Annotated in this window: 12 protein-coding genes; 11 read left to right on the top strand and 1 reads right to left on the bottom strand. The window is 50.4% G+C overall.

The features are described 5' to 3' along the window. Window positions 1–908: 908 nt before the first annotated feature. The 9 genes from BUF15_RS16990 to BUF15_RS16950 all read left to right on the top strand — a co-directional run bounded on the left by BUF15_RS16990 (window position 909) and on the right by BUF15_RS16950 (window position 9,298). Complete coding sequence (locus BUF15_RS16990; RefSeq protein ID WP_073614900.1) at window positions 909–1,142, top strand: hypothetical protein; 234 nt, start codon at window positions 909–911, stop codon at window positions 1,140–1,142. Window positions 1,143–1,161: 19 nt separating this feature from the next. Continuing rightward, complete coding sequence (locus BUF15_RS16985) at window positions 1,162–3,480, top strand: periplasmic nitrate reductase subunit alpha (RefSeq protein ID WP_073614911.1); 2,319 nt, start codon at window positions 1,162–1,164, stop codon at window positions 3,478–3,480. Continuing rightward, window positions 3,480–4,133: a nitrate reductase cytochrome c-type subunit gene (locus tag BUF15_RS16980; protein WP_073614899.1), complete on the top strand. Its 654-nt coding sequence runs from the start codon at window positions 3,480–3,482 to the stop codon at window positions 4,131–4,133. Before BUF15_RS16985 ends, BUF15_RS16980 begins: the two co-directional genes overlap by 1 nt. Before the next feature lie 42 nt (window positions 4,134–4,175). Next, the gene (locus BUF15_RS16975) at window positions 4,176–4,781 is read left to right on the top strand and encodes a cytochrome c3 family protein (protein WP_073614898.1); all 606 of its coding nucleotides are present in this window, start codon (window positions 4,176–4,178) and stop codon (window positions 4,779–4,781) included. Between the two features lie 12 nt (window positions 4,782–4,793). After that, complete coding sequence (locus tag BUF15_RS16970) at window positions 4,794–5,762, top strand: 4Fe-4S dicluster domain-containing protein (protein WP_073614897.1); 969 nt, start codon at window positions 4,794–4,796, stop codon at window positions 5,760–5,762. A gap of 10 nt (window positions 5,763–5,772) precedes the next feature. Then, the gene (gene dsrP / locus BUF15_RS16965) at window positions 5,773–6,990 is read left to right on the top strand and encodes a sulfate reduction electron transfer complex DsrMKJOP subunit DsrP (RefSeq protein WP_073614896.1); all 1,218 of its coding nucleotides are present in this window, start codon (window positions 5,773–5,775) and stop codon (window positions 6,988–6,990) included. Next, entirely contained in the window at window positions 6,977–7,621 is a 645-nt protein-coding gene (locus BUF15_RS16960) for a CBS domain-containing protein (RefSeq protein WP_084554116.1), read from the top strand. Before dsrP ends, BUF15_RS16960 begins: the two co-directional genes overlap by 14 nt. A gap of 1 nt (window position 7,622) precedes the next feature. Further along, a complete protein-coding gene (locus tag BUF15_RS16955) occupies window positions 7,623–8,159 on the top strand; it encodes an HPP family protein (protein ID WP_073614895.1) in 537 nt (178 codons plus the stop codon). A 113-nt stretch (window positions 8,160–8,272) separates the two neighbouring features. Next, on the top strand, window positions 8,273–9,298 hold the full coding sequence (locus tag BUF15_RS16950; RefSeq protein WP_073614894.1) for a uroporphyrinogen decarboxylase/cobalamine-independent methonine synthase family protein: 1,026 nt from the start codon (window positions 8,273–8,275) through the stop codon (window positions 9,296–9,298). 44 nt (window positions 9,299–9,342) lie between these two features. On the opposite strand, the gene norR is transcribed toward BUF15_RS16950, so the two are convergent. Next, window positions 9,343–10,923, bottom strand: a complete 1,581-nt coding sequence (norR, locus tag BUF15_RS16945; protein ID WP_234981204.1) for a nitric oxide reductase transcriptional regulator NorR — start codon at window positions 10,921–10,923, stop codon at window positions 9,343–9,345. Between the two features lie 204 nt (window positions 10,924–11,127). On the opposite strand from norR, the gene BUF15_RS16940 reads away from it, so the two are divergent. Further along, on the top strand, window positions 11,128–11,448 hold the full coding sequence (locus BUF15_RS16940) for a cupin domain-containing protein (protein ID WP_073614893.1): 321 nt from the start codon (window positions 11,128–11,130) through the stop codon (window positions 11,446–11,448). A 60-nt stretch (window positions 11,449–11,508) separates the two neighbouring features. After that, entirely contained in the window at window positions 11,509–11,703 is a 195-nt protein-coding gene (locus BUF15_RS16935; RefSeq protein ID WP_073614908.1) for a ferredoxin, read from the top strand. Window positions 11,704–11,726: the final 23 nt, after the last annotated feature.

Below are 11,726 nucleotides of genomic sequence, written 5' to 3'. Positions count from 1 at the left end.
TTGTAGAAAGATGCGAGTACCGAGTATCTGTTCCTTTTGGTCGCCTGTTTGTTGTTTTTTGTCAGAGAGAGCAAGAATTCGAGGACTTCTTCCTGGGATATACTGGCGAGATCACGTTTGCCAAATCGAGCAGTAAAACGGTTGAGGACAAACTCACATGTCTTGACGGTATTTTTTTTTGGAGTTGGTCCGATGATACTGCAGATGGAAATCGACTGCCTGGGATAATTTCATGGTGCACCTCCTGGGTTGGGGTTGTTGGAGCAATATGCCCTAACTGAAGTATACACCATGATGTGAAATGGCTGGCAAAGGGTGCTGACGGGCTCAGTAGGAGTGTAAAGATTACGCTTTACCCGGATGAAACAGAAAGAAAGGTGGCATTTAAGCTGTTGCTTTGCTTCCTCTATTAATTCATGACCTTTCGGTCGCGTATTGGTTTTCTCCGTTCGCTTTTCCATTTCCTATTCGATTGAGTTGGAAGTTCCTCCCTTCCGTAGATTCGGGAATGTCTGCAGTAATATCCACCTTGGGAGTAGTCAGATTCGGCATAACTTCAAGATGGCATTATTAACAAGCTGTTAGAGCTGAATTCAGTCATATTTGACGAAATTTTCAATATATGCGAGACTGATTTTGAGGCCAATATTCTTAACTTGAAATTGGTGGCACCTTTTTCTTAACCGAATCAAATGTAACTCTGAAGAGGAACATTCTACTTCTGTCAGGTTTCATCTCCTTATTACGTTAAAAGTCAGGTTGATGCTTCTATTTGGAAGTTCCAGGACGAAACACTACGTAAAAGAGTTCAGTAATTGACATAGGTCAAAAGTTCTCAATCGTTAGCATGCTATAAGAAGATAGTCCCACCATGTATCAGTATTTCGACCCATACGGAGGATCAGGTAATGCCCATCTTCAGCTACCTCGCCATGCCCAGAAACGGAGCTAAGGACGCACTTTGCGCTGAGCTTTCCGCCTTGGAGTACTGTCAGGTGTTTCCTGCCGAAAATCAGGAGGTCGTTGTTCTTGTCACGGACACACCTGATGAAACCATTGAGAGATCTCTCCAGAGTGCCCTGAAAACAGTGGAGTCCTTGCAGTCGCTGAGCCTTGCTTTTGGCTATGACGAAAAAGAATGACAAGGGAGAACATGAGACAATGAAACTCGACAGAAGACAGTTCATTAAGCAGGCAGCCATCAGCAGTGCGTTTGTAACCGCCGGGACCCTTTTCCCCGGGATAAGTTTTGGCGAGTGGAGCAAACTGACCAACAACAGTGGAATCATCTCATGGCAGAAGTCACCCTGCCGATTCTGCGGTACAGGCTGCGGAGTATTGATAGGTGTCAGCGACGGTCGGGCGGTGGCTGTCAAGGGTGACCCCAACTGCAGCGTCAACAAGGGTCTGTGCTGCATGAAAGGATACCATTCCGTTCAGGCCCTGTACGGCAAAGACAGGATTACCAAGGCACAGGTCAGGAAAGACGGAAAACTGGTTGAGGTGCCTATCAAGGAAGCGCTGGATCTTATCGCTCAGAAACTTCAGGAGACAAAAGACAAGTACGGTAAAGACTCCGTCGCGATATATGGCTCGGGTCAATGGACTATTCCTGACGGCTATGTTGCCTCCAAACTGTTCAAGGGGTGTCTTGGAACCAATAACGTCGAAGCCAACGCCCGCCTCTGCATGGCAAGCGCTGTAACCGGGTTCATGACCACTTTCGGGATTGATGAGCCGATGGGCTGTTATGAGGATATCGACAATGCCAATGTCTTCATCACCTGGGGTAACAATATGGCGGAGATGCACCCGGTACTCTTTTCCAGGATGCTTGCCAACAGGAAGCAAAGAACAGACGTCAAGATCATTGACTTCGCTACTCGTCATACCCGTACCAGCCAAGCTGCGGACACCTCGATCATGTTCAGGCCGCAGACCGATCTGGCTGTGGCCAACGCAATCTGCTACGAAATCATTAAAAACGATTGGGTGAACTGGAATTTTGTGAACGAGCACGTTTCATTCCATAAGGGGAAAACCAATATCGGTTACGGCACTGAAGACCACTTTGCCTTTACCGATCAGGCTGAACCCATGAGCTTTGAAGAATACACAACTTTCCTCGAAGACTATACCCCGGAGAAGGTCGAAAAAATATCCGGTGTTTCCGCAAAGGATATTAAGTACCTGGCCGCACTGTACGGTGATCCGAGCTTGAAGGTAACCTCATTCTGGTGCATGGGTATGAACCAGCACACCCGGGGCACCTGGATTAACAACCTGGTCTATAATATTCACCTCCTGGTTGGCAAAATTTCGACTCCCGGCAACAGTCCGTTTTCCCTTACCGGCCAACCGAGTGCCTGCGGTACCGTACGGGAAGTCGGTACTCTGACCCACGCCTTACCGCATGGGGTGGTTATGGACGAGCATGCCAGGGAGATGGCCGCTGAGATCTGGGACGTTCCGGTAGCCAATATCGACCCGAAGCCGACGTACCACACGGTAGAGATGTTCCGAGCACTCGATCGGGGGGATATCCGGTTTATCTGGATCCAGGTTACCAACCCCATGGTCACCATGCCCAACCTCAAGAGGTATCGTGAAGGGGCATTGAAAGAAGACCGGTTCGTGGTTGTTTCCGATGTGTACCCGACTCCGACGACGGATGTTGCCGATGTTATTCTTCCTGCAGCCATGTGGATCGAACAGGAGGGGATGTATGGTAATTCGGAGCGGCGCACCCAGCATTTTGACCAGATTGTCGATCCTCCCGGTGAAGCCATGTCCGATACCTGGCAGATTATCGAAGTCGCGAGGAGATTGGGCTTTGAGAAACAGTTCCCGTGGAACCAGGACGAGTATATCGGCAAAATTTGGGAAGAGTACCGCAGGTTCCATGCCGGACCAAAGCATGAAATGGCGTCGTATACTGTGCTTCGTGAGAGATCAGGCGTCCAGTGGCCTTTTGTGAACGGCAAGGAAACCCGTTGGCGCTTTAATCCAAAACATGATCCGGCCTGCAGCAATGGTAAGGATTTCGATTTCTACGGCAAGAAGGACAATCGCGCCTGGATCTGGGCCCGCCCCTATGAACCGGCGGCCGAGTCACCGGATAACGAATACAATTTCTGGTTGAATACCGGTCGGGTGATTGAACACTGGCACACCGGCTCCATGACCAGAAGGGTGCCTGTGCTACATAACGCGGTTCCTTCATCCTATGTGGAGCTCCACCCGGAAGATGCGGCTGCGTTGGGCGTGGTCAGTGGCGAAATGGTGAAAATTATCTCTCGGCGAGGAGAAGTTACCATGCCGGCGCAGATAAACGGCAGGGGTGTGCCCGTTCCGGGGATGGTGTTTGTTCCGTTCTTCGATGAGAGCTACCTGATCAACGAGGTAACCCTGGATGCATTCTGCCCTATTTCCAAACAGCCAGATTACAAGAAATGTGCTGTTCGACTGGAGAAAGCATAATGAAACGCACAGACCGGAAAGGCAAATTAGCGACCTGCGTTGCCATCCTTGGTTTCGTCGGTCTATCGATCTCTTCAGCACCAGGAGCATTTGCAGAATCCCCGTCTCCTGCAAACTATGATAATCAGGGCTACAAAATCTTTGCAGCCCAGCGAGCCACACCGGAAACCAACCTCACGGCGAATTCGGTCAATAGAAATCTCGCCACGTTTTATGCATTGCGGCAATATCCCGGCTCACCGCCGCGAATTCCACACGAGGTTGACCTGACGTTCAGCGGCAATGAGACAGATTGCCTTTCGTGCCATGCGAAAGGCGGGTACAGCCCCGAGTTTGGCAAATTTGCGCCAGTCACCCCGCACCCTGAAAATGTACTGTGTTATCAATGTCATGCCCAGGTGACGACCACTGATCTGTTTGTGGAAACGAACTGGCAGTCGATAAACCCGCCGAAACTCGGGCTGTCGTTTCTGAGTACTTCGCCACCCCCTATACCCCATAATCTACAGATGAGGGAAAACTGTATTGCCTGCCACACCGGACCAGCGGCTGTTGCGGAGATCCGGATCGAACATGCAGGCCGGGGCGATTGTCGTCAATGTCATGCGACCGTGGTACAGACGGCTCCTCTCAAGGTATTTGAGCGGAAATGATCCTGTCGGGTGGCAACACCAATTCAACCAGCCGGACTGACTATGACAAAACTATACACTATCTGCTTTCTCCTGCTCATCATGGCTTTCGGTTTTCTTACCGATGCGGCCGCCAGTGAGAGTTCTTTTGTGGATGAAATAAAGAATACTAACGAGCGTTTTGATACCAGGGCAGTTCCCCTGGCGAGGCAAGTAACCGAGGAATCGGTATTGGCCATGGAAGAGTATCAGGGGGGATCGTTTCGGGTCCTGGCCCGCAAGAAGTCGATCGAGCGCTACAGATGCAGCCGGTGTCACACGGGCAAACCGGTCACGGCAGCCCAAGGCCTTGAGCTGACTCACGGCAATATTGCTCTGGCACATGGTACCGAGGGGCCGGGGCTGACTTGTATTGATTGTCATCACGCCCAGGAAAGGGATTATCTGGAAGATAAGAAGGGCAGGAAAATTGACTTCGATCACAGCTATCAACTCTGCGGACAATGTCATTTTCGGCAGAAGCGGGACTGGCTAGGCGGGGCACATGGTAAAAGGGTTTCCAACTGGGCCGGCGAACGGGTGGTTTACAACTGCACATCCTGCCATAATCCACATTCTCCACGATTTGCTAAGCGATTTCCGGCTACCTATTCGGTACCACTGGACTGATAGGGAGAAGATATGAGTTCTGAAAAGAGCGATTCCAAGAAAAAGGGCTGTGCTTCGTTTCTCGACGAAAAAAGCAGCAGACGAGCATTTCTGAAAGGATTATCGATCGCCGCTGCTGCGGGGAGCGCCGCCTTGACCACCGGCTGCATACCACCGGCTGCGGCGATGGGGAGCGAAGAACTGCAACTTCGCTGGCAGGAATTTTTTAAGAAAAATTACCGCCTGATGACCCAGGAAGAAAAAGATGCAACGGTCGCCCGGCTTGAAAGGTTGGCCAAACTGCACAACAATCTCGATGTGCAGGTGAGCAGCGAGCCGCCTCTGGAAAATGTACTCTACGGCTATGCCTTCAATATCACCCGCTGCGAGGGCTTCATGGAGTGTGTGGCCGCCTGCGTGAAGGAAAACAACCTCGATCGCAAGACTCACACCCAGTATATCCGAATATTTGAAATGGAGCCCGGTCAGCTTGATCCGGGTACCGGCGATGGCCAGTACTTCCATGAGGTTCCGGTAGAAAATAAGTTCTATATGGGGACACAGTGTTTTCACTGTGAAAATGCCCCATGCACCAAAGCCTGCCCGACCAGGGCAACCTGGAGGGAGCCGGACGGCATTGTGGTGGTCGACTACGACTGGTGTATCGGTTGCCGTTACTGCCAGGCCGCATGCCCGTATTATGGCAGACGTTTTAACTGGGGACAGGCAGAGGTACCGCCGGAAGAAGTGACGACTCGACAGCACTATCTCGGCAACCGCCTTCGGCCCAAAGGAAAAATGGAGAAGTGCACCTTCTGCATCCAGAGGACCCGGAAAGGCAGATTGCCTGCCTGTGTTGAGGCCTGCCCGACCGGTGCGCGGGTCTTCGGCAACCTGCTTGATCCTGAGAGTGAGATCCGCTGGGTTCTGAAGAATAAAAAGGTCTTCAGGTGGAAGGAAGAACTTGGTACGGATCCTAAGTTTTGGTACTTCATTGACTGACAGGTGGCATATGCGAGCACTTCATGAGAAAAATCTGAGAACTTTCCTGGCCGATGTTATCTGCTGGAATCTTCGGGGCAGTATCGGCTTCCAGCTCTTTCGCCTGGTCCTCCTTGGCTGTATGGGCATGGGAGTGTATGCCTACTCCTTCCAGGCACGTTACGGTCTTTCCGTGACCGGGATGAATGATATTGTCAGCTGGGGGTTCTATATCTCCAACTTCACTTTCCTGGTCGGGGTGGCCGCAGCGGCAGTCATGCTGATTTTGCCAGCTTATGTCTTTCATGATCCTGATTTCCACCGGGTCGTGATTATTGGTGAAGGGGTAGCCGTGGGTGCGCTGGTGATGTGTCTGTCGTTCATCCTGGTCGATCTGGGCGGGCCACTGCAGGCCTGGCATTTAATCCCGGTTATCGGTATCTTCAACTTTCCTTCTTCCATCCTGGCCTGGGATGTTGTTGTCCTTAACGGCTACCTGCTGCTCAACGCCCTGGTTCCTGCCTATATCCTGTACAGCCATTACCGGGGCCGTCCGGCCGATGAGCGAAAATACCGGCCGTTTGTCTTTCTTTCTATTTTCTGGGCTTTTTCCATTCATATGGTCACGGCTTTTCTCTATCAGGGATTACCTGCCCGGCCATTCTGGAACAACCCGTTGATGGGGCCACGCTTTCTTGCTTCAGCATTTGCGGCGGGTCCCGCCCTCATCACCCTTATTCTTGCCATCATTCATAGCGCGACAACCTATTCGATTGACAGAAGTGTGTTCAGCAAACTCCGGCTGATTATCGTCATCTCAGCGATTATCAACCTGATCATGCTCTTTTCCGAGGTTTTCAAGGAGTTTTACTTTCCCACCCATCATTCGAGTTCCGCCATGTACCTCTTCTTCGGCATGGACGGCCACAACTCGCTGGTTCCCTGGATATGGACCTCGGTTGGCGTCAATGTCCTGGCAACCCTGGTGCTTGCCTTTAACCCCGGTAAAAGCAACCCGAAAGTCCTGCTGCCCGCTTGTCTCTTTTTGTTCGTGGCGATCTGGATGGAAAAGGGAATCGGCCTGATTGTGCCGGGTCTAATCCCAAGCCCGCTTGGGGAGGTCGTTGATTATCTGCCAACCTGGGTGGAACTTTCGGTCACCCTTGGCATCTTCGCATTGGGCATCACAATAGTGACCTGGCTTATCAGGGCCGCATTGATTATCGAGCAGGAATATGTCGGATATTGAACAACACGACGTTGTGTCCACCGGAACGGGTATCACTGGCCTGGCGAACCAGCCGGAACTGAGTGATGAGGATGTGTATGCGGCGATGAAAGATATCGAGGGATACCTGGATATCTCCATGCGCGACTTTCGGGAACTCTACAGCCATGCCATCCGTCATGCCAGACAGCGGTTGCTGACATCAACGCTGATCAAGGACATTATGACCAGGGATGTGGTTCATGTAGCGGCAGGCACAACGTTTGAAGGCGTAATCCAGGCAATGGCTTCCAGGTCCATTTCAGGTTTGCCGGTTATTGACGCCAGGGAAAAGGTTGTCGGAGTTGTCTCTGAAAAGGACATTTTTTCCCGGCTCGAAGGTGATCAAAACGCTTCGTTTTGGAAAATTCTTGGTAATTGCCTGAACTGCAATAGATGTCTGATGCGCTCGCTCATGACTGTGACTGCGGGTGACATCATGTCGACACCAGCGGTAACGATAGGAGCAACGGAATCGGCACATGCGGCGCTGCAACTGTTCTCACTGCGAAAGATCAATCGATTGCCGGTGGTTGACACTGACGGTCTTTTGGTAGGCATCGTTACCAGGACCAATCTCCTCCAGGCCAGCTTGCAGGTTGGGGAGGAATAGCGTGAAATTTTTCCAAAAGATGAAAGGCGTTACCAAGAGCCCGCCGCGAGTCAGTCTTGCCGAGATTTTCTGGTCCTGGCTCGGGGCATTTGTTGGTATAAGCGCCGTGGCCTACTGCCATTTCAACCTGCTCGAACCTTCCGACGCCGTCATGCTGATCGGCTCGTTTGGTGCATCTGCTGTCCTTATCTATGGTGCGATCAAAAGTCCTCTGGCCCAACCGCGTAATTTTCTGGGCGGTCACCTGGTCTCGGCTGTTATCGGGGTGACCTGCTATAAACTCTTCCCCGATCAATTGTGGTTGGCCTCCTCTCTTGCTGTTTCCGTTGCTATTGCGGTCATGCACGCCACTAAAACCCTCCACCCGCCAGGTGGAGCGACAGCGCTCATCGCCGTTATCGGAACCACCAAAGTACACCATCTCGGTTACCTCTATGCCCTGATGCCGGTAGGCGCCGGAGCATTGATCATGCTGCTTGTTGCCCTCTTGATCAACAACATTCCAAAGAAGCGGAGTTATCCGGAATTCTGGTTCTGATTACTTCCTGCTTCTCGCTAGAAGTATGCGGCTCTCGCCTGCAGTGGTTACTGTATTGCTACAATATAGACGCTATTTCTGGCAGATATTTATGATAAACGGAGACTAGACGTATGCCGCTTCCTGGAAATCTTTTGACGACAGCCATGGCTGTTATGCCTCAGACAAATGTCCAGGAAGCCCTCAGCCTGGCATTATCCTTAGATGTTCCCTTCTGGCCACAGCTTCCGAACTATAGTTATTACGAAGACATGTATGTTCAGGCGGCTGAACATTTCCCCGGAATCCTGCTCGATCTGGACAAACGAACGCTCCGTTTTTCGATGGAAAAATTCATAGTTGAGTTCGAAGAGACTTTGAGCCGGTTTGAAGATCCGGCATACTTTGATATTAGTGAGACATATTCAGTAGTATACCACGATTTCTTATCACGGGACCTTGCCGATAAACCTGCAATTCGCGGGCAGCTCGAAGGGCCGATCAGTTTTGGCTTCAATGTTCTCGACCAAGACGATCGCCCCATTCTTTTTGATGACACCATCAGGCCCTTTATGATGGAGTTTATGGCTCAAAGAATAAATACCCAGCTCGCTCAATTAAAAAAGCGGAATGCCAATGCCTTTATGTTTATCGACGAACCGGGCCTGCAATTCATTTTTTCAGCAATGTCAGGATACGGTGAGCAGAAGGCCAAGACCGATCTGGATAATTTTTTTTCCATGGTTGATTGTCCACGAGGAATTCATCTCTGCGGGAATCCGGACTGGGATTTCCTGCTGGGTCTCGATATGGATATCCTCTCGTTAGATATCTACACCAACGCTGAGATCTTCTCGTCCTGTGCTGGGTCGATAAAAAAATTTCTCGATCGTGGTGGGGTGCTGGTCTGGGGTATCGTACCGACAGGTTATGAATTGTTTGCCAAAGAGAGCCTCGGCTTTCTGATGATGAAGCTGGAAGGAATCTGGCAGCACTTAGGAAAAAAAGGGGTGGATATTGAACAGCTTATCAGTCAGAGCATGTTGTCACCTGCAACCTGCTGCTTGGTTAATCCTGATAAAGGGAAAACAGTAGAAAACGCTTTTTCAATGGTCAATGATCTAGCCAGAATGCTGAGGGATAAATATCTCCATGGGTGAAGAAATAAATGACCTTACCGAGTGAAATGTTCCAGTGATTTCGGCTATCGTATGCCAAGGCGGGTCGCCAGATGATGCAGATTGCTGCGATGCATGTCGAGATCTCGGGCTGCCGCAGCCCAGTTGCCGTTGCTTCTGTCCAGTGCTGATTGAATGAGCTTGATCTGAAAGGCTTGCACCTCTTCACGAAACGACCGGCGCGGTTCAGAATCGGCAGGCTGTTCAATAGTAGGTGCAGGATTGACATACAGGGCAGAGCCGAGATCTCCCGCTAGATGTTCTGGTAATATTCGTACTAATTCTCCTCTGGCTGTCTTCCGAGAGGCCTTCAGCACTGCTCTGGAGAGAATGTTTTCCAGTTCACGAACATTACCCGGCCAACTGTAACGTGCCAGTAGCTGCAGTGCGCCATCAGTTATGCGGATTCCGTTCAGGCCAAGTCGTTTCCTTGTTCGTTCACCGAAAAAGCCGGCGAGAATGCCGATATCCTCCTTACGCTCTCGCAAGGGCGGAACGTGTATCGGATAAACGTTCAGGCGATGATAGAGGTCAGCCCTGAATTTGCCAGCCTGGACTTCTGCTTCGAGATCTCTGTTAGTCGCTGCCAGGAGCCGAACATCGGCATGAATCATCTTGTCAGAACCAATCCTTTGTATCTCTCCCTCTTGAATGGCCCGTAGGATTTTCGCCTGAATTTCGAGAGATAATTCACCGATTTCATCTAAAAACAGTGTGCCGCCATCAGCGAGTTCAAATTTTCCGGCCCTGTCACTGGTGGCTCCGGTAAAAGAACCTTTAACATGACCGAACAATTCACTCTCGGCTAATGATTCTGGCAAGGCTGCGCAATTGAGATAGAGCATTGCCTTGTCCCGCCGGTTGGAATGACGATGGATAGCCCTTGCCACCAGCTCTTTGCCAACTCCGGTCTCCCCAAGAATCAGAATGGTGAAATCAGATTGAGCAACGAGCTCAATTTCCTTCTTCATTTCAAGAATAACGTGACTTTTCCCCAATATTTCCCAGCCTCGTTGGTTTGCTACATCCTGCATGAGATCCGAGGCGATTTGACCCTGGCGTTCCGCCTTTTCCTCCACTGCTTTCAGGAGGTCCGCCATCTGCATCTGAGCACAGACCATTGAGGCGACAGTCTGAATATATTGTTTAGGCAGGTGATCAAAAGCGTGGGCATCAAGTGAATCAGCCGTGAGTACTCCGACGAGCTTTCCATTGATATAAAGTGGGCAGCCCAGGCAGGCGTGGATGTGCTGCAGCGCCTCAGGGTCTGAGATGAGCATGCCGTCAAAGGGGTCCGGCAGAGAGCTTTCCTCCGGGAAAAGGATTGGTTCGCTGGAGCCGCAGATGATATCCAATCGCGGATGTTCACCGCGCAGGTAATGGCGTCCCATGGCGTCAGGCGTTAGCCCTTTTGCCGCCAGGGGGATAAGTGTGTCCTCCTGCACACGCAAGAGGGTTGCAGCATCATAGGGAATGGCGCGGTGCAGGGCGTCCAGTAGCCGCTGATAACGGTCTTCGGCGCTTAGTATTGCCGTAAGATCACCGGCGATGGCCGTCAGGGTGTCGAGTTTCTTCATAGTTGTAAATATTACAACATTGTTATTCATATCGCAACAGATGCGTGTTGTCTCATCAACAACGATCTTTGTATGTAACCGAAGTCGCGCATATAAATAAGTGGCACGGTTACTGCTATGTAGTTGATGAAGGAAAGAGTCTCTTTAGCAAAGAGACATTCCAGTTTGATGCTTCGATCCCTTGCCAGAGGGCATTGGTACATTATCTCTCGGACGGAAAAACTAGGAGTAGTTATGAAAACTTTGAAACTAGCTGATACAAATGAATTTACTCAAGGAGCGATGAAGCGGTTCTTTCTTGTCGAGGACTCGGAAAATTTCAAGATCATCAATTTTAATCTGGATGCAGGTGTAACCTTCCCTGTACACAGCCATGACCTGGACGGAGAACTCTCCATTCAGGTTCTTGAAGGAGAGGGATATTTTCTTGGAGAAAATGAAGCGGAGATTCCTGCAAATAAAGGAGATATTCTCATCTCCCAAATTCGTGAGCCTCATGGTGTAAGGGCAACAACTAAAATGAGAATACTGGTTACAATAGCTCCACCTATCTGATGCAACAATGCAACAGTGAGGGTTGCCTGTCAATTTGAGATCTTTATTAAGGAGAATGTCATGTCTGAAGAAAAGGTAAAAATCGACCAGGATGAATGCATTGGCTGTGAAGCGTGTGTGGAAATTTGCCCGAAAGTGTTCGGTTTTGATGAAGAAGAAGGCAAGGCGTATGTTATCGACGGGGCTAACTCGGATGAGGAGTGTGTCGATGAAGCCGTTGCCTCTTGTCCTGCAGGTTGCATACGAAAAGAGTAAATTGATGAGGCGTGCCATGCTAT

Origin of the sequence: Desulfopila aestuarii DSM 18488 (assembly GCF_900143695.1) — a bacterium.
In the GTDB taxonomy this organism is placed as follows: Bacteria; Desulfobacterota; Desulfobulbia; order Desulfobulbales; family Desulfocapsaceae; genus Desulfopila; species Desulfopila aestuarii.
This window is presented reverse-complemented; position numbering and strand designations above follow the sequence as displayed.